We start from the raw sequence: 25,102 nt of genomic DNA, 5'->3' as shown, positions 1-25,102 counted from the left end.
TCTATCAGAATTGCAGTTTATTACTAAATCATCCCAATCAATATTTCTATTGAAATTTCAGATTAACGTCACGCACCAAAGCATCCTAAAAAATCTCCCTCAAATACCCACTTTTTCTTACTATTCGTGTTAAGCTTATTAAAAAGATTACTTATAGCATCGTGTGTGCTTCGTTTAGGACGAAAACCGTAAGAAGTTGGTTCAAACTTGACCTCCCATTGTGGTTCGAGTGCGTTTTTTACTATGTTTTGATACACTCGATCTCGTATCGTGGGGATACCGAGAGGTCTCATTTTTCCATTTTTCTTCGGGATAAACGTTCGTTTTGCTGGCTTTGGACGATGTCGAAAGACATTACATTTAACTATTTGTTTATAAAGTTTGATACGTTCGCTTGGTTTTGAAGCCGTATAGCCATCTACACCAGGTGTTCGCTTACCGTTATTTTGTTGTGTTACTCTGCGAATGGAAAGCAGTAGATTTGCTTTACTCCGTAGGAGTAAACGTTGAAGTTTCCTTACTTTTCTTTGTTGATTTTGCTGTTCGGCACGATAAATTCTTTGTCGTAACTTCGCTACATATTTTTGTATAATACTCCAATCAATAGAGTACCAATCTTTATGCGAGACGTGCGCCGACGCTCGTAGAGAGGTATTCATAACAGCACGCTCCTTTTCGTTGGAAGATAGCCACAAATTTATTTTCGTGTTGAAGACCCATGAGAAGTGGGCGCTCTTTCGAGCCTGTCATTGTCAATAGAGACGACAGTATCCGTCCAGTTATACAGTGTTTCTGCTTTCCTGTCCCTTTTCAGGGTAACGGCTTTCGCTTTTTCTCATATCCCATACCCTCTGCCACATCGTTTGACTTTACAGTCATCCTACTGCTTATGCAGATGACATAGGGCTTACCAAGTTCCACTTCCTACAGATGCGATAGGGGTAAGTAGGTTCTTTACTCCGGGCAAGATGCGGGACGCATCAGAGCAGCATTATGATTCTACTTTTCCTCTTGCCAAGACCCAAGCAAAGCTGTGCATTATCTTGAGCTAACCCTTACGAAGCTTACAAACCTTCACTTTCGTTTACCATACCTATCTTCTCCTAGCAGTATTCTGGACCATGCATTTGTCCTCTGTTTCCACATTTCCTCATGCAACCGACAGACTCGTTACCAAGAATGCCGTTTCGGATGGAGATCATCTTCGCGTCTAGATGAGTAGCGTTAGCTACACTGTAAGAAAGCGACTTCTTGTCGCACCATAATCCAGATTATCGGTACAAAAAAGCCTTTAAGAAAATATTATCTTAAAGGCTTTTTTGCCATTACAAAGGATATAGCAGCAAAAAGTATTAGAAATACTGCTAAGAACAAATAAGCAGCACCTTGAAAACCTCTTACTTCGACATAACCAATGTAAAAAAGAACGATTGAAGCTATTACTGTTAAGGTTGCAGGAATCATTCTAACAGGTAGTTTCCATTTCATACGCCTAAATAGCCAAGTCATCAATAATACAATTAAACCTGGTAATAAACCAATAAGTAAAGGAACACCAATCATCATTATCTATCAGCCTTTCAAAATACCTTTTTATACCATATTAACATATATATTCTTAAAAAAGGTCTGTATACGATATACAAATTCAGTTTACATAATACCTCTTACAGGAACCAAAAAGCCCTTTAAATAAACAAAAATATTTTCTTCTAATGTAAAAATGTATAGTTTTTATTTGTTTAACAAATGAAGAGTAGTGGTTGAATGAAAAAGGAAAATAACTATATATAAGAGAATGTATGTCAGTGGAAAGAAGATAGATTTATGACATTTTCAACAAGGCATCTTTACATAATTTTGATTTTTCCTATGAATAGATCGGAAATTTTTTATAAAGGGGATGGAAATCATGTTTCACGCGAAGGATGTTTTAGCCGATCAACTGTTAGCAAATGCTAATGACCCTAGCTGGTACCAGCCATTTTCAGCTTCGATTGAAAACTTGTCGGAAGAAGAAGCTTTTTGGAAGCCTAACAAGGACAGTAATAGTATAGCTGAGATTGTGCAACATCTACTTTATTGGAATGAAACATGGCAAACTAGGTATCAAAAGTCTCATGTCAATGCCGTACCTTCTATAGGAAATAATAATAAAAGCTTTATAATTGTCGAAAATCAAACATTTGATCATTTAAAAGAGCGACTATTAGAAGTACTGTTACAATGGCAAGAGTTATTAACTGAAGAAAAAGTCGAAAGAGATGTAAATGGTTTTTCTGAACATGTGAAGTGGTGGGAGGTACTTGGAAATTTAACTACTCATAACGCATATCACATTGGTCAAATCATTTATATTCGGAAACTACAAAAAAGTTGGAAAGAGAATAGTGGTGAAGAGGATTAACCGAAGTCGATAATTGATGTCTCTGAATGAAATGGAGCATGAAGTTCTCCTTTTTTTATGTAGAATGTATTATGATGTACGAAGTACTTTAATATTTACTTAATGAATGATGAAACCTAGGTAAAAGAAAAAGTAGGTTTCTATCGAATGTAGAGTCGATTACAAAATACAGAATCTGCTCTTTTTATGACCAATGTTTCAGTAGGACTACGATATATGTCATTTCCTATACATGTGTGTATCAAAGGTTATAGGACATTGTTCTCATGGTATACTATCGATTAATGACAAAACACATTGTATATGCAACATGTTTTGTTCATTTTCTGCTTTTGGGGGACAACTTCATTGTTTGTTGTCCTTCTTTTTATTTTATATAAAATAAAAAGAAGGAATTACTCTCCAGAGTACTGTTAACCTTAGTCAAGGGAGTTGAAACGTTATGAAAAAGACAGAGCACATCAAGAGGTATGAGCAAGGTATTACTAGTAAGTTTGCTGTGTACAGATTACCCTATGTTTATGACTTTTCTATTTACGCTATTGACATCTTTTATACTGATACAGAGGACTACTTCTTTGGCTGTGCCAAGAACACTACACTTGAAAGATTCTTTACTCGTAAAATCCACCAAGATGAACTAGGGTATTATTTCCAGTATGCTCAAGAAAAGGTCTATCTCAACAGTTTTAATCCAATAAAGAACAATAAGCTACAGTTTGTTCAATGAACTGGCTTTTTTTATGCCATCCAAGACAAATAACCTATCATATCACCATTATGAGAAGTAAATGCTAAGAATATCAGCATGATTAACCCTGTTGTTTTATTTGATATGAATATTTTCCCTTTATTCGAACATTCTACTACTTAAGAAACCCTAAAAAGTTTACTCAAAGATATAAAGGTGGATTCAATATAAATGAATAATAAGGCTTATATGGTCTTTCGTGAGATCTTCATTGTTTGCATTGTTCCCTTTGCTGTTATCTTTCTTACCGACCTTTTGGTACAAATAACCAGTAAAAGAAATTGATTTATATTCTTCTCCCACTATAAACGGATAATAAATAGCAACTTGAGCAAACTACTCAAGATGCAATAGAGCATTATCAACATGACATCTATATTTCAACGACTAGGAAAACTACTGTACAATGGGTTGTTTTTTCAAGCGTAAAACCTAAAAATTAATCATGATAAAGAATGCCACCTTTAAGATCTATCTCTTTCCCATATTTATTCGCATTGACGAGCTGAATTTTATAGTACCCTGCTTCTTTACGTGCACTGGTAAGTGGTATATTAATCCCGCCTCGAAGATTTCCTAGCTTTATACTTCCGGTTTCCTTTTCACCTTTTATTAATTTAATTACCACCTTGTCAAATGAATGGTTAAAGTACACTGCAAGATCAGTTGGGTTATAAAAGGTTGATTGATTTGCTATCCACACATTGCTGCTAAAAGTGGTCCCCTGATAAAACTGAAGTTTCTGAGGAGCTGCACTTTTTATTAGTGATTCCTGTAATTCCATCACACCCTCTATTGATGAAGTTCCATATTCAACAGAGGGCTTTTGCTTGTATTAATTTCTTGATGAATTAATCTTATCCTCTTTGTTTGGATACCTTATAGGCAGGAGGAATGATTTATGAAAATTAAGTTTATGTTTTTCTTTATAGTATGCTTTCTTACTTTTTTGCCAATTGTTTCAGCTGAATCGCCACTTAGAGCTGCTTTCATTCGAGAACATCAACTTTGGATGATAGAGGGTAACAAAGAACAGCAACTTACAAAAGGTCGGTACATTTATTCTCCAAAGTGGTCACATGATGGACGTTTCATTGCTTATTTAGACGGAGATAAAAATGGGGAAAATACTCATTTGTTTGTTTATGATACAAAACAGAAACGTAGCTACCAACCTTATGAAACAATTGAGACAACCAGTTTTGAATGGTCACCAACCACCAATCAAATTGCTTATAATGCTGGTGGCGTACTTAACGTTACAAAAACAAAGAATGGTCGCCCTATGGGATTTGATAATGTTTCATTAGGTACTAGTGATTTTACATGGTTTCCAAATGGAAAAGAATTTCTTGTTTCTTCACAGTCACATTTATTACCTACTGGCTGGGGACCAGTTCACCTTTTTAGAGTTCCTATCAATGCGAATCTAAATACTGAAAAGATAAAACCCTTTTACACAATTAAAACGAATACACCTGACTTGTTTGCAATTGATGCAAATTATTTTAAATGGAGTACTGATCATAAATGGGTTAGCTTTCTTGCTACGCCTACAGCTTCGTGGTCAGCCGATAGCAATACCCTCTGTGTGTTATCATCAACGGGGAAACATTTTCAACCTTTAGGAAATATGCTTATGAATGAGGAGTGGATGAAATGGGCGCCTACAGAAAATAAACTAGCCTATATTTCAGGTGAAGGCAGATTTCTTGTTCAGGACAAAAAGACAACAGTTGCTGATATCCCAGCTTCAAATCACCAAAAACATTATACACCTAACGGTTTTGTTGATCTTGATATTGAGTGGCTTTCTCCAAATGAAGTTATAGTTGCACGCGCGAGAGAAAATAAGGAGTGGAAAGAAGGCCCTGTACCTACTATGTTTTCAAAATTATATGTCATTAATATAAAATCGGCAGAGCAGAAGCAAATTTCTTTCCCAAAGAGAAGTGAAGTGGATATTCGACCTCAAGTTATTGGTTCATATATTACCTGGTATCGACAAGGAAATCGAGGAGATGTATGGGTTAAAGAAGGAATAAAAAGTCATGCTTATCTGTGGATCAAAAATATAGATGAAGCACCTATATTTTTCTATGGGAATCGGCTATGAAGTCAGAAAAGATAAACAGGAAGAAAGTATTAACAAATATTTTATTTCAACAAAAAATAGAAAGCCTTCTTTTTTTAAAGAAAGGCTTTCTTCCAGCATTCTAGATGAAGTAATAATAAAATTAAGTGTATTTATTTAAATTAACGTCCTGTTGTATTTTTCTTACTTTCTAATACCTTACTTAAATTGTTAAAATCTCGAACCACTTCCAGCATTGATAATTTCTTCGCCAATAATTTCCCTTTTTTTATGGATTTGGAAGCCTCATCAAATAAATTCGCTTTTATTTGGGCATCTGCAAGGCAATACCAGTAATACCAGGCATCCAATTTTCTAATTTTATTTTTATAAAACTTTTCAATAATAGGATAATATGTAGAATATAATTCTTGATTATAAACTAGTTTTTCACCATTCCATTTTAATACATCTACAAGATAACTATCACCAATGTACATATGCCAAGTTGCAATACCAACCTTTTGGTTCCCTTTTACTAAATCTATTTTATGGTATGGTTCTTCTTCAATTTCTTTGAAGGATGTATCATCCCAATGAATAACTTTAAGCTGACTTCCTGCTGCTGCTCCAATTGTAACTCCCCATAAGTAGTCCTTCACACCATTCCCTGTAATATCAGCTAGTCCTGAAAAGTCTAAATCTACTCCTTGAACTTGGTCATTAAATAGCTTTCTCCAATTTCCATCCTTTTCTTTTTTTAATATCATTACTCCAAATTGAGAAGGAGAGGGTTGTTCTTTTGCTTTAATTTCATAGGTAATAATGATCTCCTTTTGTCCATCATGATTAAAGTCATAAAATTGAATTGGTTTTGTGGATGGAGGTCTGTCAGCTTTTATAAGAATTGCATTAGACGGAATGGAATTTTTAATCATTTTCATTAGAGACGGGCCCTGAATTTGCTCCGCCCGAACAAGTACTGAAGAAAGATTCATCCCTCCAAAGATCAATAAAATAATTAGTGTTATTTTCATTGTAATATGCCACCTTTAAAGGATATTACAATTAGTGTTTCCAAAAGCATTACGTATATTATGGAGGCAGTTAAATACCCATCTTTAGGTATTCTTTGTAGTTGGGGGTCATAATAATATTTTATATTGTCTGAAAATAGAAAAGATTCGCCGTTACCACAACATCAAACCAAATGCTTTACAAATAGAACACGGTCCTGATTAACTCCATCATAGTTAGTATGTAAAGATACATTGTCTAAATTCTTATCGCCTTGTTCAATATTAAATCCCATTTTTGTATGATAAGCAATTGAGATTTTATTACCAGGAGACGTTACACATCGAATAGTATTTCGTCCATTTTGTTTAATAACATCAAAAAAATGACTATATAATTGTTTTCCAATCTTCTTTCCTCTATAATCTGGATGAACTCCGACAAAATGAATATATGCTTCATTCATATGTGATTGAGATAAGAAACCAATTAGAAAACCTATAATTTCACCTTTTTCTTCAGCAATAAAACTTGTATTTTGAAAATGATCAAAGAATAGCTTTGGCAACATATCAGACATTTGTCTACCATTCCACCACTCATTAATTAAGGGAGATATTACGTAATAATCTGCTCCCTCTACTGAACGAATTTTCATTCTAACCTCTCCCTATTTTATTTATAAATTTACTTAGGTTAATGCTGCCACAGAAAAAAATGTTATGTTGATAATTATCCCTCCAATAGATCAATCAATAGTACAAAAGGGCATAGAATATACAAAGGCAGTTACCATAATCACAATTATCTGTAGTCTATTTTTAACTCTTAATAAATAAAAACTTTCTGTCCAACTACTAATTTCAAAGGCATTAAAACTAAAATGTAAAAAGGGGTCAGTAACATTTGAATTCAAGAGTTACTGATCTCTTTTTCTAAGATGAAAATTTATATAAATAGTGCCATCAAGATAATATCAGCGTAGGATCCATCTTTAAGCTTAATTTGATTTATTTGCCTTCCTTCTTCTTTAAAACCTAACTTTTTATATAAATGGATAGCTCCTTTATTATTTGAGAATACATCTAAATTTATTTTTTCTAGTCCCTCTTGTTCTTTTGCCCATTCTATTAAATAAGAAAGTAACGTTGTTCCGACTCTCTTATTTGAAAACTCGTGCTTAACGCTAATGCCAAACGAGCCAGTATGATGCAAACGCATATAGGAAGGCCTGTAAAAAGAAAGAAATCCAATAACTTGATCATTAAATTCTGCAATTAATGTTAAACCACCACCTTCTTGTCTCATTTGTATCTTTTTTCGATATTCTGCTGCCGTTTCTTGCACTTCTTCAGGTAGCCGAAGAAGAGAATCAGTTGTTCCGACGATATCTTGCTTTATTGCAACGATTGCATCAGCATCTTCTATGGTTGCTATACGTATATTCATCATGAAGTGCATTCCCCTTTATTATTAAATTAAAGATAGATAATCAACTAACCAAAATTAATTGTAAATAATTCCCTTACAACTTTAATGATGAAACACACGAATACCTGAATGAGCCATGACCATCCGATATTCATTTGCTGCGTCTGTAACTTGATCGTCTCGTAAAGAATTTCCTGTTTGAACCACATACTTAACGCCACTTTGAGCTGCACGATCAATATTATCACGGAACGGTAAAAAAGCATCGGAAGCATAGGAAACGTCTTTTAATCTTTTTAACCATGCTGTTTTCTCACTTTTATTTAACCTAGCAGGCACTTCTTGAAAACATTTTTGCCATTGTTCATTTTCTACCTTCGTAATATCATCATTCAACCATCCATCAATTGCATTATTCACTTCTACACGAGAAATGCCTTCTCTGAACTTCATGTTAAGAGCCCTTGGATGTTGTCTTAGCCACCAGTTGTCAGCTTTTTCAGCTGCCAACCTTGTACAATGAATACGAGACTGTTGTCCAGCACCAATTCCAATCGTTTGGCCATCTAAAGCGAAACAAATAGAGTTTGATTGTGTATATTTCAATGTAATAAGAGCAACAAGAAGGTCTCTCTTTGCATTATCAGGAATATCACATTGAGTCGTAACAATATGATTAAAAACTTCTTTCCCAATCTGTACATCATTTCTTTGTTGTTCTAGAGTAATACCAAATACCGTCCTTTTTTCAATTCGATCAGGCACATAGTTTGGGTCAATCTCTAAAATTAGATATTTTCCTTTCTTTTTCTGTTTCAAAATCTCTAATGCTTCTTGAGTGTAGCTTGGTGCAACAATCATATCAGAAACTTCTGTTTTGAGGAGAGTAGCTACAGTTATATCCACTTCATCACTAAAAGCAGCACAATCTCCAAACGAAGACATCCTATCTGTCCCACGCGCTCTTGCATAAGCAATCGCTAAAGGAGACAGGTCTAGGCCTTCAACAAAATAGGATTCAGTAAGTGTCTCATTTAGTGGAGAGTACACAGCTGCACCTGCTGGACTTACGTGTTTAAAAGATGCAGCTGCAGGTTGACCAGTCGCCTGTCGAAGCTCCCGGACCAGTTGAAAAGCATTTAATGCATCTAGAAAGTTAATATAACTTGCCTCTCCATTTAAGATTTTAATAGGCGTGTTCTCAGCATTCTGAACTTTAGCTTTACTTTGATTTGGATTCATCCCATATCGTAAACAAATTTCTTTCACTTAAAAATCTCCTTTCTAAATAAAAAAAGTATTTGAACTCATGTTCAAATACTCTGCCCAGGCGTACGGCCGTTACCTATGTGCTTCCTCATGGTTCTCCATGTTTACGCCAGTAACACATAGTCTGTTTTATAAGAAAATTTTACATAATAAAAGTAATTTTAACAATACTTTTATCCAAATTTTTCTTTTTTATTATATATCATATACAAATCTAATTTACATAACACGTATTATTGGAAATAATGCAAAATTAGCTGCTGCTATAATCTTCTTTAGTAAGTAAGAAGGATGTTGTAACCCAGTTGGCTTATAAAACTCTTCATGTGTATACTTAAATCCTAGTTTTTTAAGTAATCTTGCAGAGTCTTTATTTTTAGGGTTATGTCCAGCGAATAAACCATTTATTGGAATGTTATTAAAAGAATAATCTATGACTGCTTGAGCTGCTTCTTGAGCTATTCCTTGTCCCCAATAGAGAGGCTTTAAATGTATTCCGAATTCAAGAATTTTATCTTGAGTATTATAAGGACGTACGCCACAACAACCCACATGTTCGTTTGTCTGAAGTAAAAAAACAGGCCAGTACTGAATATTATTTTGAAGATACATCTCTATTTCTTTATCGAGTCTATTCTGTATTTGATTTATAGACATTTTTCCATTTGCAACAATGAATTTCGTTACATTTTCATCTCCCCAAAGAGAATTTGCATATTTTATATCATCGCTATCCCAAATAGAAAAGCTTAACCTTTCAGTCTTTAAGAAATACTCTCTGATATATATCCTCCTCTGCATGCTTTTTATCTTAATTGTATAATATTCACAAATCTGGTTATCATGATATACCTTACCCGAACTTAAAAGGAGCTAGTATCTAAAAACTGTTTTTCAGAAATCACCTGAATTCCAGCCCTCTTAAATAAAGCAGTTGTAACCCCTTCACCAGCTATCTTTGTATTAGAAAATTCTCCATTATAAATCATAGTACTTCCACAAGAAGGGCTACTTTCTTTTAATACAACATACCTAACATTAGCCTCTTGAATAGTGTTTAATGCTTTATAGGCTCCTTCTATATATAATTTTGTTACGTCGTTTCCAGACTTTTCTATTACCTTAGCATTTCCATCTAATACATCTTCTCCAGTACCCCCTACAATTTCTGCTGATTCACGTGGAGTTGAAAAGCCCCCTAAGAGTTCAGGGCATATTAATAATGCTCTGTCTTGCTCGACTAATTCCTTAATCTTCCCTACTAAACTATGCGATCCGTTATATCTACACTCTATTCCTGCTAAACATGAACTTACTGCAATCAAAAAGACATCCCCTTAATTAACTACCTTTTTATGCCATTCTATCATAATAATTCTTTGACGAGCGCTATATACGGTATACATTTGTAGTTACCATAATGGACTTTATAGGTAGTCATAATAAATAAAAGAGGTAAGCCGTTAATTAAGGCTTACCTTTCTATTAACCTTGTAGTTGTTCGTGAGTATCTATTTTCTCCTTTCGTGTAACCTTACGAGGTTCAGGTAGTAACAAGTTTAAAATGGCTGCTCCTGCTAAGATCATAATTGAAAGATAAAAAGAAATATTATAACTACCTGTTTCGTTATAAAATAAACCTGGTAAATAAGCGCCCAATGCCGATCCTATTTGATGGCTAAGGAATAACCATCCTAAAATAAAGCCAATAGAGTATTCTTTAAAATATTGGGTAGCTAGTAATTGAGTTGGGGCTACAGTTGCAAAGTCAACCAATCCAAATAATACTGCAAAAATAAGCAATAATGCAGAATTATGACTGTACAAGAGAATACAAATAGATATCGCCCTCATTCCATATAAAAGAAATAACATTTTGCGACTACTCCAGCGATCAGCCACAACACCAGATAGTAAGATACCTATAATATTAAACCCAGCGAGTATACTTACGGCAGCACTAGTAACACTTGTTGAGAATCCATGATCATGGGAAAAAGGAATAAGGTGTGTATCCATTAATCCTGTAGTAGTGAAACCACAAATAGCAAAAGGTAAGATTAAAAACCAAAACTCTCTTTTTAGAAAGACACTCCATATTGAAGAGTTTGTGCTTAAAGCTTTTTTTTCGACTGTATCTTCTTCTACGATTTCACCGCCAATAGGAACTAAACCTTTCTCTTTAGGATGATTCCGTAAAAATAAAAGGACAATAGGAAAGACAATAAGCACTAAAAAGGCGCCTAATATAACAACTGTCATTTTCCAGTTAAGCCAATGAATTAACATGAGAGACCCTGGGACAAGAAGCATTTGTCCAGCACCAAAACCAGCTTCCATAATTCCAAACGCAAGTCCACGTTTTTCGTTAAACCAATTGGTCACAACCACTGTTGCGGCTACATTGGAGGCTCCTCCCACGCCGAGAGAAACCATAATTCCGTAAAGAAAGAATAATTGCCAAGGATGATTTACAAAAGAGGTGAGAAAAATACTTATACCTACTAGAAAAGTGCTAAAGGATAAAATGAGACGAGCACCCAATTTATCTACCAGTCTTCCAATGAGTGGTTGAGACAGCCCATAGATAATAAAACTCAATGTTGAAATAAGAGAAATCGTTCCTCTATCCATTGAGAAATCTGTTTCCCAAGGCTCAACAAAAGCTCCAAATGAAAGCCGAACACCTTGAACGGCTAAAAAGGTCAAAAATGTAACAAAAACAATAATCCAAGCGTAATGAAATGTTCTTTTCATATATTCCCCTCAACTAAAAGTAATTATTTTTTTCTTAGCTCTAAATCCCAGCGTTCTTCTATCAAAGTAGCTCCCCACAAGGATTTTTTCTCTTGCACTTCCTTTATTTCAAACCCAAATTTTTTATAGAGTGGTCTAGCTGTCACCATATCACTAACAGTCCAAAGAAAAAGGCGTTCATAATCAAGTTCTTTACAGTATTGAACTAGAGAGTTAATAAGTTGACTCCCTATTCCTTTTTTGTGAAATGACGGATTTACTAAGAACCATCTTAACTGTCCTATCTTATTGCCATCATTCACTAAGCCAATACAGCCTGCAAACTCGCGATTTATTTCTGCTATCCAGATTCTTTCTATATCAGCATTAAAAGTCTCCTGAAGATATGCTAAAAAGCTGTCATCCCATTTATATACTTGATTATAAAATAACCATTGTTGTTCAATCATGTTGTTAATATCATCAGAGGTATAATAGCTTCTAACAGAAACAGCTTCTTCGTCTTTTTCTTTAAATGACGTAGAAAGAATTTCTTGTATGGTATTCATTGAGGCTACAAGCTTTTGTTGTTGATCATGGTCCAAGCTTCCGAGAATATATTCTACTTGCTGATTAGCTTTTTTCTCCAACTCTTTGTAAATCAATTCCCCATGACTGGTTACATATAAAAGATGATTACGTCCATCATCTTTACACTTTTGCTTATAAATCATCTTTTCTTTTTCGAATTTTTTGATAATTCTACTTACATAACCGCCATCTAAGTCTAATCTTTCTTGAATGTTTTTAGCTGTACAATTATTGGTGTTATAAATTTCAAATAGAATACGGGTTTCTGTTAAAGAAAACGGACTGTCATAGATATGTTCATTTAAAAAGCCCAAAACATCTGTGTAAAACCGGTTAAATTTCCTAAATTCAAGACCACACTTACTCTGTACATCAATCATATTGACACCTCTTTTAAATAATATAAACGTAATTATTTACCAATTCTAACCTCGACACTTGCCTAAGTCAACTATTATTCTTCGATTGTATTCTTTTAAAAAAAGAATACAATATACAAACTTACCCGACTTAAGTAGAAAAAGGTAATCTATTAATAAAGTATAAGCGACAAGAATAGATAAGTTATGTTAACTGGTCACAAATATTATGAAGCACTAGAGAAACCTTAATTATATTGCTCTCTCCTCTAAAGGTGGTATAATATGGATGATTGTATCAGTGAAAGGGGAAAAAGAGATGAACAAACTTGTATTCAAGCAATTTGAAATCGGAAGAGAGTACTTCCTCAAAATCATAGGAGCTGTTTCGGAGGATCAAACTGATGTGCAGCCAGATGGTTTTAACAACACAATTCATTGGCATACAGGTCACGTTTTGACAGTTACAGAACAAACTATGTTTGGTTTTCCTCATGCAACAACCCATCTTCCAGCAAACTATATGGAATTGTTCGGAAATGGTACGAAACCTGCCGATTGGACGGGGGATGTACCTACTATGGATGAGCTTATGATACAGTTAAAAGATCAATTGGCTCGTATTCAGCAAATTCCTGCTGAACAGTTAAACAATACCTTGGAAAAGCCATTTCTAGGATGTAAAACCTTTGGAGAGCTGGCGGGTGTTACACTGATGCATGAAGCAACTCATATGGGACAGATTCAGGCAATGAAGCGAATAATTGAACATGTGGGTGTGAAAAATTGAATTTGACAAGATGATATAATAAAGTTATCGACAAGTATAGCCATTTTCTCCTTTTCTTTAGGTTAAAAAGAGAGGGTGGGGTTCACGTTATTACCTTGTATTAGATAGATTTTATAAGATGTTTTCTTCAACTACTGGCTAGTCGCAGTAGTTTTTTCTCTTTTTAAGATGAATACAAAGCTAATATAATCACAATTATAGGAAATTATTTATAAATTCACAAAAAAACAAGTCTCTCTTCATTGGAGAAAGACTTGTTTTTTATAGCTATAATTTATTTATAGTTAAAAGTTCAGTAGCTGCAGGAACAAAGCGAAACGTTGTATCTATGTTTTAACTACAGTATTTTCGTTATTTAAAGTTTCTAATAATTTATCTAAATAAGGATATCGTTCATTTTCCTAGAATAATCCTAACGCATAATCAACTGCTGCTTGTGCATGTATTTCTGTTGTATCAAATATAGGTATTGAGATATCATTCTGATTAATCAGTAAGGAAATTTCAGTACACCCTAATATAACTCCTTCTATTCCATCGTTGATTAAACCATTTATAATTTTTTGATACGCACTTTTGGAATCTGCTTCAATCTTCCCTAAACATAATTCTCTGTAAATGATATCATGTACAACTTGACGCTCTTCCTCACTCGGAATATTAACTTCAAGATTATAATTAGCGATAAGCCGACCTTTATAAAAATCCTCTTCCATTGTAAACTTTGTTCCAAGCAATCCTATTCTACTAATCCCTTGATCTTTTATTTTCATAGCCGTAGCATCTGCAATATGTAAGATGGGAATGCTAACATGTTGCTGAATCTCAGTTGCCATTTTATGCATGGTATTTGTACAGATAATTAAAAAGTCGGCTCCACCTTTTTCGATGTATTGAGCTCCTTTAATCATTAATTCTGTTGCTTCTTCCCATCTATCATTATGTTGTAATTTTTTTATTTCTTCGAAGTCCACAGAATACATCACACTTTTAGCAGAGTGATGGCCCCCTAACTTTCTATTTACTGTTTGATTAATAATTCTGTAGTATTCACTTGATGATTCCCAACTCATTCCACCTAATAAGCCTATTGTTTTCAATTCATCCAACCTCCCGTATAGGAAATATTACCATAAGATAGACTTTTTCAGCAGGAATATCATATAAAAAGTTAGTTACCATAATGGATTTTATAGGCACTCTTCTCAAAAAAATAAAGCTCACCTAACAAAATTGTAAGTCCATCTTACATTATTGTTAGGTGAGCTTTATTAAATTTCGTATTATAATTAATTGTAGAAAATATTTACAATTAATTAAGGGAATGAAATATATTGAAGGTTAAAAAACACAATCAACCTATTATTATGTTTGATGGGATATGTAACGTATGTAATCATTGGGTTCAATTTGTTATAAAAAGGGATCCCAAAGGCATATTTAAATTTTTGTCTCTCCAATCAGATTTAGCATGCTCATTGATAACAGATTACAATCTGAATAATAAGCAATTGGATTCCATTATCTTAATTGATAAAGATCAAATATATACTGAATCTACAGCAATCTTACATATCATAAATAAGCTTACCGGACCTATAAGGTTCTTCGTTCTCTTTTGGATAATACCTAAAAAAATCAGAGATAAAGTGTACCGTTTTATTGCAAAGAACCGATATCGATTCTTTGGGAAAAAAGAAAGTTGTCTCGTTCCTAGTAAAGAAATACAAAATAGGTTTATTAAAACGGAAACAGAAAGTGGGAAAACCGATGAATAGAAATACATTTCTAAAAAAGCTTAGAATGACCATTATTACTACTTTTAGATGGTCTTTAGCATTAACTTTCTTGATTTACGGCATTGCCAAAATCTATCCAGGTCAGTTTTCTACTGGCGACTTTATATATGACTCGACAAAGGACTCAGCAATGCAATTAGCATGGCATTTCTTTGGATATTCGGATACATATAATCTTTTTATTGCTTTTGGAGAAATAACAGCAGCCTTACTATTAGTAATTCCAAAGACAGCAACTTTGGGGAACATTATTTACTTACCTATCACAGTAAATATTACTATTCTTGACTTTTGTTTTGAGATACCAGCTCGTTCTGTTACTACCCTATTAACTTGTATGAGTATAGCCTTGCTTTTCTTTGAATATAAAAAATTAAAGAGAGTGTTTTTTGACTAGCCAGTAGCAGCTGAAACGTCTATCCCAACAAACCTTATAAAAAAGAAGGTGAACATACAATGATTGTACTACCTATTATGTTTGTCAGTTTGGGGATTTCTGCTTTTTACTATTTTATTATTAAAAAAGAAGCTTGAGATGAATACAATATACAGATCAGTTAACATAATCACGATTATCGGAAATAAAAAAGGTATCCCTATTTGCTAAGAGACACCTTTTTATATCTTATATAAAGCTAATAATTAACAATCAGTTTTTTTAGACTTATGAAGAGGAGGCGGAATTAACCAACCTTTTTCTTTATTAAGTCTTAAGAACTTTCCACCAAGAGCTACTTTTTGCATATGAATTTGTGCAAACATGGCTGCAATATCTTCACGAATAGATTGTCCAATCAATTGACTACACGCAACTAGACCAGCAGCTATATCCATTGAAATTGCTGCTGCTACTTCTGGATCTTGAACACGTGCACCCACTGGGATATCATCTAAACAAGCTTCAGGTCGTTCAGGTGGGGTTGGTGGTAGGCCTATTCCATTTTCTTTTAACAATGTTTCAATGCTTTTTATTTCTTGCTGGCATTGTTCGATTGTCTCTTGTACCAATTTATGTAGATCCTTGTCACCTACATGATTTAGAAATGTTTGATAGCCAGACACTAACCCCTTTGAGGTAGAAACATACGACCACGTTCCAAATACCTCCCCATAATGCATCGGTTCATCTGTAGGATTTCCACTTAAAATACCCATTGTTATCCTCCTTACAAAATTCATGATAGTGTGCCACCTTCCTTGCTATGCACATGTTTAACGTCTCCAAATTTTGTTTTATTATTCTTCTACTTCTATCGAAAAATTAATTCACCAAAGAATATAATTCCATATTTCAAGCAAACTAACCAAGATGTTTAAAAGAGCATCGTCCACTATACCCTTGTTATTAAACCCAAAAAAACTACCCTATAGGTAGTTTTTTTGGAATTGTTGGAGAGATTATAAATTGTGGCTCTCATCACAGCTATTTATCTCTACTCATACAAAATAGATATTAACGAACTTTTTCTTCACGATCATCTCTTCTTTTAAGACCAAAAAGACCAACTAGTCCTAATAATCCAAGCAATTCCCAAGGTGAATCATTGTTATCATCTGTATCAGTTGCTGTAGTGACATTTCGAGTATTTACGTCATTATTATAATTTAAGTCATCATTATAATTTGCTTTATCTACGTTATTATTTTCAGCATTAACAGGTAAGCCGAAAGCCATCATAGCTAAAGCTAACGTACATAATAAAACAGAACATTTCTTTTTCATTGTATTCCCTCCTTTCTTTACTAAATAAAGTCCCCCCATCACGAAATCCTATTCTTTAATGACATAAAGCTTATAGACCGTATCTAAAAGTTTGATGCTACAAGAGTACAGTAATGAGTAAAATTTCATATTTTAAGTAAACTATTAAAGATGCAATAAGGCATCACTCATGAAACCCAATTACGTAAAAGAAAAAACCTACCTCTTTTGACTGGAAAGAGATAGGTTTTTTCTGTTTTTACGCTGTATATGTTATACATCTTTAGTTAACATAAAACCATTTATCGGTACTAATCTAAAAGAGGAACAGCTAATCAGCTGTTCCTCTTTTAGAAATCGTTTGTATTACCTTAAAAATATAGATGCGACTATGAAGCCTATAACAATTACAAGAATGAGCACACCAAGACCTTTCCATCCTAAGCTACCTGCTAAACCAGAAAGGTTTCCAGCTTCATTTCGATTGAAAGCGTCATTAAGATTTCCAGTTGGGTTTCTTTTTATTTCTGCTTGTTTTAAATTTTCTCTCATTCTTTCTGGCTTTTCTTTATCATTACTCATCGTCCCACCACCGTTTACTACAAGTCTAACATATTATGGTAAAGTAGTGGATAACTGCATATAGCTGCACTTAACATAATCCATATTCTAGGAAGTGTCAAAAAGCCACTTCAGAGTCTCATCATTATGAAGTGGCTTTTAATTAATATATAGCATAACTTTTAAATTTTAGTGTTAGCAGAGTAGAGATCAACTACATTAGGAACACTCTCATAAACAGAACTAGCATACTCCTGTAGTTTTTTCAGAAAAAGTAGAATCTCTGTACCTTCCATTTTGGCATGAGTGAGATGAAAAATATTATCTTTCCCAATAATAAGCTCATATTCTGATAAATATAAAGGCAACGTTCGGAATACATACCAGGGATAATAAAGAGAGACGAATGGTTCTCTGAAATAAATTCCATTTTCGCCAATAATAATCCCGTCTGTCTTCTTTAAAGGAAACGTACATAAAAAAGCAACAATCTCTTTATTAGCTTGTAAATTAAAATACTTTATTATTTTCCTTTTTAAATCTGAAGGAATATGTTGATCTACTAACAGACCATTATTGGGCTCAAAAGCTTCTTCGTATTTCTCAAATAATGTGCTTATGTTCATTAAGTCATTATACGTTGCAGAAGAAGATACATTGTGCGGTTTTACAAGTAATTCGTACGAATATTCGTTTAAGAAATCTCTTATACTTGTCAAAAGTTCTATAAATAATGGAATTGGATACGTATGTCCTCCACCTATTAAGCATGCTTTTCTATTGTCGAAATGAACTTCGATATTATTTTGGACCGTAATCTGATTTACTTTACCAAATTCAGTCCATTCAATATTGCCTAATTCACCACTTATATTTTTCCAGCTTAACCCCTTATCGGTAAAACACACACCGACTTTCCCTGATCCAAATATCGTACAGTCGAGAAAAGCAATTACTTCTTCCTCACTTGAAATATTAAACCTTTTATTTAACTTGGATAAAACAGAGAGAGGAATTTCCTCAATGAAAAATTTGTCTTGTTGATACCTTGAACATAAGTCGATCAAATAATTGAATTTTATATTATGCATTTAAATAATCCCCGTTCGTTTTTAATAAACATTTCCAATATTTATTAAAACATAATTTTTACCTTTTATTCCATTTAAAAGTAAAAAGATATGTAAATTAAGATGCATAATGTATTCACTTATAGTTAACATAATCACTCTTCAAGGAAGCAAAAGAACCCTTGCGGCAGTAGGGTTCAGCTAAGGATTCCTTTGCTTGAGTATGCATCTTTTTATACATCGTTGATATGACTACGTTCTTTGGGTAGTTGAAAGAAACGAGAATGTATAAAAAGCGCTCCTTTTATACATATGCGAAGATGTAAAAATATAGCCGATATAGCAAAAATGTGCTATAATTGGTTAGAATCGATTTTAACACGTTCATACGTGTAAACCCCGATAAAAGCTACCTCGCTTGCCATACCGAGGTAGCTTTTTATTTTGCTTACCGTTTGACTAGACAAATTATAACCTAATACTATATTTTATATATGTACATGTATATATTTCACTTTTATCAACTATTAAAAGTAGCTATGATCAACCGCACATGTAAGAAAAGCACCTTATTTGACTAAATAAGGTGCTTTTCTCTTTACTAAGTATTAAGAACTCTAACGAATGTTCCTTTTAAGGACTTTTCTAGAGCATACTCATTTAATTCTCTTACTTTGGTGGATAGCTCCGTTGCTTTCTTTATTCGGCCATTCCCTACCAACACAAAAGGATCGATAATCCGAACCTTTTTCTTTTAGTGTATGTCATAATCTCCCTCATCATTTGTCACCTTTTTGCCTATATCTTTCATTTTTTATAGCAATTCATGGTCTTTACTGTGAATTAACTTTTTCCAAACTGTTTCATCATCCGATAATAAGTCATCAATATGAATAATCTGCTTGCAGGTTGGTGCTTTTTATTTATAAGAACTATTGTTAATTTGTATTTTAATTATTCTGTATAATCTTTTTTTTCAGAAAAGTATTCCATTTACATATTTTTCAATGGTATAATTTTCTTTGTATTTGTCACATAATCTTACATAAATAGGAGGATATTCATGAGTCATAAGAAAAAAATAGCAATAATAGGAGCCGGTGTATCTGGAATTTGCTCATTTAATTATTTGGTCAAAAATACAGATATACCCGACTTAAATCTCCATATTACCCTATACGATAGGAGTGCGATGGTTGGCCCAGGTGTACCTTACCAAAATGATCACGATGTTTTGCTATTAAATAGACAATCTAAACAAATGTCAGTATATAGTGAGATCCCTGACGATTTTTGGAACTGGTATAAAAAGAAAACAGAAGTTCATTTCCCATCAGATGAATTTCTTCCAAGAAGATTCTTTGGGCAATATCTCAAAGAATCTTTTGAAAGCTCTGTTAAGTTGGCTAAAGAGAAAAAAATATATGTAGACATCAAATTTGATGAAGTTTCAAATATTATAAAAAAACCAAATGAAAAATATAGTGTGATTTCGGCTATGGATGAGAACGAATACGACTATGTTATATTATGTCTAGGACATACCAAGTTCGCCGATTACTATAACTTAAAGGAAAATGAACGTTTTATTTATACCCCTTATCCATTAGAACAATCTCTATCTTCGATAAAAAATGATTCAAGTATTGGAATTTTAGGTTCTAGTTTAACAGCAGTTGATATATGTCTTGTCTTACAAGAAGCTGGACATAAAGGGAAAATTCACATGCTTTCAAGAAGTGGAACATTACCTGCTGTAAGAGGGGAAATCCAGCCTTTTAAATTGAAATTTCTAACCGAAGAATCCTTACAAAAGATACTTGCGAATAAAAAAGAAATCCAACTTAAAGAAATTATTAATATGCTAAATAAAGAGTGCAAAGAGGTAGGTCTAAATTTAAAGAACATGCTCTTGAGAGGAAAAAATAAATTAACTCCTGTGCAATCAATAAAACATGACATGGCTAATTTAAACGACTTAGGACTATGGCAATCAATCCTAGTAGCTACTAATGAGGTTATAGAAAAATACTGGTATTATCTAAAAGAAGAAGATAAGGTAACTTATTTAAAAAAATATGAACGCCTATTCATGAGTAAAAGAAACCCTATGCCTATCAATAATGCTCAAAAAATATTAGAACTGCTCAATGATGATTTATTAGATATAAAAAGAGGAGTAGGAAAAATCCAATTTTATAATGAGAAGTTTCATGTTGATTTTAAGAATGACGATCAAGAAGAGTACGATTGGATTGTTAATGCTGTGGGATCAACAAAGCATTTAAGCGAACCATATAGGGACAATCTATTAAATAACTTAATAGATTCAGGCGAAGTAAAAATCAATAAATATGGTGGATTGGAAGTTGATTTTAATTCAGGTAGCATCATTGATATAACAGGAAAAATCAATGAGAGATTAAAAGCTTTAGGACATATTACTTGTGGAACTTATTATTTTACTAGCTCCGTTGAGATGATTTCAAAGCATGCAAAAATAATATCACAAGATTTAATTAAACAGATTAATAAAGATATCAATAATACACTGGTATGTATATAAGGAGTTTTATTAATGTCGCGAGGTCATAAAATTTTAATTCTAATAACCTTAATTTCTTTAGTTTGTATACCGCAATTATCTATAAGTTTGTATTTGCCTGCTTTACCGCACATGTCTAAGGATTTAAATGCTGGAAGTAATTTATTACAATTAACATTAAGTATATATATGATTGGATATGCTATATCAACCTTAGTGTGTGGAATATTCTCTGATAAATATGGAAAGAAAGCCGTAATAATTACCGGTTTATGTATTTATTTATTGGCAACAATCATGTGTTTAATCACATCTAATATATATGTATTAATGTTGGGGAGACTCTTTCAAGCCTTAGGAGGTGGCTGTGGAACTGTAATTGCACGAGTAATTGCAAAGGATAAATTTAAAGACAATGAGCAATTAACTATACTTACATATTTATCAACAGCAATTGCTATAACTCCTGCTATCGCTCCATCTATTGGGAGTTTAATTCAATTACATTTTGGATGGAGATTTTGCTTTGCATTCTTGTTATTACTTGTAGTGGTTGTTCTAATATTATCTTCTTTTGTCTTAACTGAAAATTATACTAATTACAAGAAACAAGCTATAAATTTCAAAGCTATTTTTAGTAACTACAAATTTTTGTTAACTCATAAAACATTTTTAGCTTATAGTATTGCTATTGGTCTTGCTTGGTGTGCATATTATGCATTTATTCAATCATCTTCCTTTGTATTACAAGGTTTTTTTAAGGTTAGCCCACAAGCCTATAGCTTAATGTATGCTTTAGTAATCATAGGTTATATAATAGGAACCACATTCACGAGAAAAAATGGTACTAAAATAGGATTAAACAAGGTAATTATGTACGAGAGTTACATAGCTTTAGCAGCGTCTGGAATTATGATATTGGCTACATATATTGTACCTTCGAGTCCATTAGGTATTATACTACCTATGATGTTATTAATGACGGGTGTAGGTGGAATATTCCCTGCCTGTCAAGCTGCTGTAATGAAGCCTTTTAATGAAATTGTAGGTACTGCATCTGGATTATTTTTCTTTATTCAAATGATATTTGGTTCATTCTGTGGTCTTATATTGAGTAGCTTTCATGTGACTTCTCAATTTCCGATGGTAATAACTATCTTAGTCTGTTGTATATTATTAGTTTTCAGCTTTTATAAGTTAATTTATAAAAATCTTAAAAGAATAGACATAAGAATGACTAAATAAAAAAGTCTAGAGTATTTTCAACGTTTAATTAGCACTAGTCTCCTCTAAAATAAAAAAGCAAAACCATTCAAGGTTTTGCTTTTTTATTTAATATGCTTTTACTAAATTACTTTTCGTTATTTTGCATTTTTAGTTTACCTTCAAGAAGAATAAAACAAATTCACAAAAATACTCCTATATTAAATAGTTCTAAATCGTAACAAAAATGACCAGTTTTGTTTCATTGATAAATTGAGAACCAGGTTCCAGCCTATGGTTAGAGCTATTAAACATAGATAGTCCGTAAAGGTATACTTTTACGGACTCTTCCTTTTTATAAGAAATCTATCATTTTTATCGTTCATTTAAGTTTGAAAACAAATTACGAACGTCTTTTTAGATTCGTGCACATTTACGAACGTTTCTTTACAAAATAAGAGAAAATTAAAGTTGGAAATTTTATCTTTCTTTGTACAAGACAAGTATCCAATCTACAAAATATGTATTTCATTAATACTTTTTTCTATTTCATTATCTATAAATACATATTTCAAGTTTTTGATATTATTATAAGTAAAAAAATTCAAATTAAATGTATAATTAAGGAATGTGTATGTTGTAAAATTATCAAGATCTTCATGAAGAAAAATACAATGTTTTATCAAATGCTGGATACAGCTGGTATAAAGAATATTACATAAGATATACAAACCAATTAATTAACTAATGAATTTAAAAGTAATAAAGTATTAGATATATTCAAGCAAGATCATTTTTTTTATGAGGAGTGAAAGTAATTTGTATAAGGTTATTTATTTCGACGAAGGTTCAGCAACAGATTTCTTACAAATTTATTATGGAGGAAATATTGAGATAGTTGATGAAGACAATGGTAAATTCACTTATAAAATGAGTGGATCTGCTGAAGGAAAAGCAGGGATAGGAAATAGCTTTTTATCATTAATAAAGGCAAGTATTTCTCTAACTGGTAATGCAAATATAGAAAAATCAAAGGATTCTTTGCTAAAATCTACTATTACAAATACTCTATTAGCAGACTTCGTTAAGTTTGCTAACAGCCATGATAACAAAAATAGCATTGAAATATTTGAAGGTTTTAAAGTGAATTCAATAAAAGATTCCTTTTCATTTATCAAAATGTATTCTCCTTATATTAAGATTTTAAAAGAGGATACAGAATATACACAAGAACTAGCAGATTTTAATTTTATGGAGATTGATGAAATTCTTAAAAGCGCTAAAGGATACTACGAACTATTAGCCGTTAAGGGAGAAGAAAAATCAATCCTTCGTTTCAATATTAATTCCTTTAGAAATAGTTATACGCTAACAGACCTAACTAAAATGAATCTAACATACTATGGAATAAAAGTTGGTGAATGCAGTTTAGAAGACTTACTTATTGAGAATGAATTCCCTAAAAATGTTGAGCCTAGAGAGTTGACTGCAGAAGAAATCCTTAATGGTGAGACGGAAGTACATACAAAAAATAACTTAGCAGTGTATGATGTACTGCTAGCTGGTATTCCGGGTGAAAAAAATGAAGTTTAAAATATTTAATGGCCCATTAGAACAGTTTGAAGAACTTATACCTATAGAACATACAAATTCACTCACAAAAGTTGTTACTTCTATGGACTTAGCCTTAAGAAAAGATGAATTGAACTTGGAATCTTTTCATTCACTTATTGTATATTCTGATGAATATTCAGCTGTTAAAGAACATTTTATAGAAGGATTTGTAAATTATATATTGCTTTATAAACAATATTTATTGTTTGAAGAGGTATTTTTACATAACCCTCCTAAGAAAATTTTAGAACAATTAGAGAGTCATAAACTAGAAATTGAATTAGAAATCGAAAACTATAATTATAAAGCAGTGACTATTGAAAACTTAAAAAAGATAAAAGAAGAATTTGATTCCAATGTTCTTGGGCAGGAGCATGTGAAAACCGAAATTCTACAAACGATATACCCCCTAATAAATTCATTAAGTAATAAGCCGAAAGTTATTATGTTATATGGTCCTCCTGGGGTTGGGAAAACTGAAACTGCAAAGTTAATAAATAAGATTCTTAGTGGGCGAAAATTATTTAGAAAACAATTGTCTATGTTCCATAACGATAACATTTACTCTTACATCTTTGGAGATAATGTTTTTTCTCTTGCAAAAGATTTGATTGATAGAGAAACAAATGTATTGCTATTAGATGAGTTTGATAAAGCACACCCTTTGTTTTATAGCGCCTTTTATGAAATGTTTGATGAAGGAAAATTTGAAGACAAATATTACAAGGTAAACTTAGAAAATACTATCATACTATGTACGTCTAACTACGAATCTGTTGGTGAAATTAAAGATAGACTGGGTGCTGCTTTATATTCTCGATTTGATAACTTCATTCAATATAAAGAGTTATCTGAACCTGCTAAATTAACGATACTAGAAAGAACCTATGAAGAAGAACTGATGAAATTTAACGAAGACGACCGACAGTACATACAACAACAAGACATATTAGACAAAATGAGAAAAGTTATAAACAACTATGATAATGCAAGAGAAATTCAAAGAACTTTAACGAAGGTATTAACATATCCTCTTGTGGAAAGGTTATAATTATCTTTATATAAATTAAATACTGGTTTTTAATAGTGACTTCCTATAATCAAACTTATGGTGCGACAAGAAGTCGCTTTTATATAGTGTGGCTTACGCCACTGGTTTAGACGCAAAAACTGTCCCCGTCCA

Annotated in this window: 25 protein-coding genes, 1 pseudogene and 1 riboswitch; of the genes and pseudogenes, 10 read left to right on the top strand and 16 right to left on the bottom strand. The window is 32.7% G+C overall.

What is annotated here, in order from left to right:
* Nucleotides 1-77: 77 nt before the first annotated feature.
* Together ACFX4E_RS27670 and ACFX4E_RS27665 are read right to left on the bottom strand one after the other, a co-directional pair.
* Nucleotides 78-659, bottom strand: a pseudogene (locus ACFX4E_RS27670) (reverse transcriptase N-terminal domain-containing protein); the annotation flags it as partial.
* A 643-nt stretch (nt 660-1,302) separates the two neighbouring features.
* Nucleotides 1,303-1,566 carry a hypothetical protein gene (locus ACFX4E_RS27665; protein WP_377259490.1) on the bottom strand — a complete coding sequence of 88 codons (264 nt, stop codon included), beginning with the start codon at nt 1,564-1,566 and terminating at the stop codon, nt 1,303-1,305.
* Nucleotides 1,567-1,912: 346 nt separating this feature from the next.
* Between ACFX4E_RS27665 and ACFX4E_RS27660 the strand changes: the two genes are divergently transcribed.
* Both ACFX4E_RS27660 and ACFX4E_RS27655 read left to right on the top strand, forming a co-directional pair.
* Nucleotides 1,913-2,407, top strand: a complete 495-nt coding sequence (locus ACFX4E_RS27660) for a DinB family protein (protein WP_193426899.1) — start codon at nt 1,913-1,915, stop codon at nt 2,405-2,407.
* A gap of 442 nt (nt 2,408-2,849) precedes the next feature.
* The gene (locus tag ACFX4E_RS27655; protein WP_098366386.1) at nt 2,850-3,137 is read left to right on the top strand and encodes a hypothetical protein; all 288 of its coding nucleotides are present in this window, start codon (nt 2,850-2,852) and stop codon (nt 3,135-3,137) included.
* A 460-nt stretch (nt 3,138-3,597) separates the two neighbouring features.
* Here ACFX4E_RS27655 and ACFX4E_RS27650 read toward each other — a convergent pair whose 3' ends face one another.
* Nucleotides 3,598-3,942 (bottom strand): hypothetical protein, encoded by a 345-nt coding sequence (locus ACFX4E_RS27650; protein ID WP_377259487.1) that lies wholly within the window; start codon nt 3,940-3,942, stop codon nt 3,598-3,600.
* 117 nt (nt 3,943-4,059) lie between these two features.
* On the opposite strand from ACFX4E_RS27650, the gene ACFX4E_RS27645 reads away from it, so the two are divergent.
* Nucleotides 4,060-5,274, top strand: coding sequence for a TolB family protein (locus tag ACFX4E_RS27645; RefSeq protein WP_377259484.1), 1,215 nt, complete (start codon nt 4,060-4,062; stop codon nt 5,272-5,274).
* A 140-nt stretch (nt 5,275-5,414) separates the two neighbouring features.
* Here the strand turns inward: ACFX4E_RS27645 and ACFX4E_RS27640 are convergent, their stop codons facing one another.
* From ACFX4E_RS27640 to ACFX4E_RS27605, 8 genes are all read right to left on the bottom strand, one after another.
* On the bottom strand, nt 5,415-6,269 hold the full coding sequence (locus tag ACFX4E_RS27640) for a hypothetical protein (RefSeq protein WP_377259481.1): 855 nt from the start codon (nt 6,267-6,269) through the stop codon (nt 5,415-5,417).
* Nucleotides 6,270-6,433: 164 nt separating this feature from the next.
* Nucleotides 6,434-6,907: a GNAT family N-acetyltransferase gene (locus tag ACFX4E_RS27635; protein ID WP_377259478.1), complete on the bottom strand. Its 474-nt coding sequence runs from the start codon at nt 6,905-6,907 to the stop codon at nt 6,434-6,436.
* A gap of 290 nt (nt 6,908-7,197) precedes the next feature.
* A complete protein-coding gene (locus ACFX4E_RS27630) occupies nt 7,198-7,701 on the bottom strand; it encodes a GNAT family N-acetyltransferase (RefSeq protein WP_377259475.1) in 504 nt (167 codons plus the stop codon).
* 81 nt (nt 7,702-7,782) lie between these two features.
* The gene (locus ACFX4E_RS27625; protein ID WP_377259472.1) at nt 7,783-8,949 is read right to left on the bottom strand and encodes a phosphoribosylaminoimidazolecarboxamide formyltransferase; all 1,167 of its coding nucleotides are present in this window, start codon (nt 8,947-8,949) and stop codon (nt 7,783-7,785) included.
* Between the two features lie 48 nt (nt 8,950-8,997).
* A riboswitch (ZMP/ZTP riboswitch) is annotated at nt 8,998-9,076 on the bottom strand.
* Nucleotides 9,077-9,168: 92 nt separating this feature from the next.
* On the bottom strand, nt 9,169-9,750 hold the full coding sequence (locus ACFX4E_RS27620) for a GNAT family N-acetyltransferase (RefSeq protein WP_377259469.1): 582 nt from the start codon (nt 9,748-9,750) through the stop codon (nt 9,169-9,171).
* 62 nt (nt 9,751-9,812) lie between these two features.
* Nucleotides 9,813-10,274 carry a 2-thiouracil desulfurase family protein gene (locus ACFX4E_RS27615; RefSeq protein WP_136790382.1) on the bottom strand — a complete coding sequence of 154 codons (462 nt, stop codon included), beginning with the start codon at nt 10,272-10,274 and terminating at the stop codon, nt 9,813-9,815.
* Nucleotides 10,275-10,434: 160 nt separating this feature from the next.
* The gene (locus ACFX4E_RS27610; protein ID WP_377259466.1) at nt 10,435-11,706 is read right to left on the bottom strand and encodes an MFS transporter; all 1,272 of its coding nucleotides are present in this window, start codon (nt 11,704-11,706) and stop codon (nt 10,435-10,437) included.
* A gap of 23 nt (nt 11,707-11,729) precedes the next feature.
* Nucleotides 11,730-12,656, bottom strand: coding sequence for a bifunctional helix-turn-helix transcriptional regulator/GNAT family N-acetyltransferase (locus ACFX4E_RS27605; RefSeq protein WP_377259463.1), 927 nt, complete (start codon nt 12,654-12,656; stop codon nt 11,730-11,732).
* 298 nt (nt 12,657-12,954) lie between these two features.
* Here ACFX4E_RS27605 and ACFX4E_RS27600 point away from each other — a divergent pair, with 298 nt between their 5' ends.
* Nucleotides 12,955-13,425: a DinB family protein gene (locus ACFX4E_RS27600; protein ID WP_061860515.1), complete on the top strand. Its 471-nt coding sequence runs from the start codon at nt 12,955-12,957 to the stop codon at nt 13,423-13,425.
* 401 nt (nt 13,426-13,826) lie between these two features.
* On the opposite strand, the gene ACFX4E_RS27595 is transcribed toward ACFX4E_RS27600, so the two are convergent.
* A complete protein-coding gene (locus tag ACFX4E_RS27595; protein WP_377259460.1) occupies nt 13,827-14,525 on the bottom strand; it encodes an aspartate/glutamate racemase family protein in 699 nt (232 codons plus the stop codon).
* Nucleotides 14,526-14,792: 267 nt separating this feature from the next.
* On the opposite strand from ACFX4E_RS27595, the gene ACFX4E_RS27590 reads away from it, so the two are divergent.
* The gene (locus ACFX4E_RS27590) at nt 14,793-15,203 is read left to right on the top strand and encodes a thiol-disulfide oxidoreductase DCC family protein (RefSeq protein WP_377259493.1); all 411 of its coding nucleotides are present in this window, start codon (nt 14,793-14,795) and stop codon (nt 15,201-15,203) included.
* On the top strand, nt 15,196-15,621 hold the full coding sequence (locus ACFX4E_RS27585; protein ID WP_377259457.1) for a hypothetical protein: 426 nt from the start codon (nt 15,196-15,198) through the stop codon (nt 15,619-15,621). The genes ACFX4E_RS27590 and ACFX4E_RS27585 overlap by 8 nt, the downstream gene beginning before the upstream one ends.
* Nucleotides 15,622-15,866: 245 nt before the next feature.
* Here the strand turns inward: ACFX4E_RS27585 and ACFX4E_RS27580 are convergent, their stop codons facing one another.
* From ACFX4E_RS27580 to ACFX4E_RS27565, 4 genes are all read right to left on the bottom strand, one after another.
* The gene (locus ACFX4E_RS27580) at nt 15,867-16,379 is read right to left on the bottom strand and encodes a DUF3231 family protein (RefSeq protein WP_230185763.1); all 513 of its coding nucleotides are present in this window, start codon (nt 16,377-16,379) and stop codon (nt 15,867-15,869) included.
* 298 nt (nt 16,380-16,677) lie between these two features.
* Entirely contained in the window at nt 16,678-16,947 is a 270-nt protein-coding gene (locus ACFX4E_RS27575) for a WGxxGxxG family protein (RefSeq protein WP_377259454.1), read from the bottom strand.
* A 345-nt stretch (nt 16,948-17,292) separates the two neighbouring features.
* Nucleotides 17,293-17,508: a DUF6366 family protein gene (locus tag ACFX4E_RS27570; RefSeq protein WP_098248731.1), complete on the bottom strand. Its 216-nt coding sequence runs from the start codon at nt 17,506-17,508 to the stop codon at nt 17,293-17,295.
* Between the two features lie 161 nt (nt 17,509-17,669).
* Nucleotides 17,670-18,578, bottom strand: a complete 909-nt coding sequence (locus tag ACFX4E_RS27565) for a hypothetical protein (RefSeq protein ID WP_377259451.1) — start codon at nt 18,576-18,578, stop codon at nt 17,670-17,672.
* 1,042 nt (nt 18,579-19,620) lie between these two features.
* Between ACFX4E_RS27565 and ACFX4E_RS27560 the strand changes: the two genes are divergently transcribed.
* From ACFX4E_RS27560 to ACFX4E_RS27545, 4 genes are all read left to right on the top strand, one after another.
* Nucleotides 19,621-21,123 (top strand): FAD/NAD(P)-binding protein, encoded by a 1,503-nt coding sequence (locus ACFX4E_RS27560; RefSeq protein ID WP_377259448.1) that lies wholly within the window; start codon nt 19,621-19,623, stop codon nt 21,121-21,123.
* 12 nt (nt 21,124-21,135) lie between these two features.
* Complete coding sequence (locus ACFX4E_RS27555; protein WP_377259445.1) at nt 21,136-22,347, top strand: multidrug effflux MFS transporter; 1,212 nt, start codon at nt 21,136-21,138, stop codon at nt 22,345-22,347.
* A gap of 777 nt (nt 22,348-23,124) precedes the next feature.
* Nucleotides 23,125-23,898, top strand: a complete 774-nt coding sequence (locus ACFX4E_RS27550) for a DUF6414 family protein (RefSeq protein WP_377256996.1) — start codon at nt 23,125-23,127, stop codon at nt 23,896-23,898.
* A complete protein-coding gene (locus ACFX4E_RS27545) occupies nt 23,888-24,970 on the top strand; it encodes an AAA family ATPase (RefSeq protein WP_377256999.1) in 1,083 nt (360 codons plus the stop codon). Before ACFX4E_RS27550 ends, ACFX4E_RS27545 begins: the two co-directional genes overlap by 11 nt.
* Nucleotides 24,971-25,102 lie beyond the last annotated feature (132 nt).

The organism is Priestia sp. YIM B13491, assembly GCF_042787605.1.
GTDB lineage: Bacteria > Bacillota > Bacilli > Bacillales > Bacillaceae_H > Priestia > Priestia megaterium_E.
This window is presented reverse-complemented; position numbering and strand designations above follow the sequence as displayed.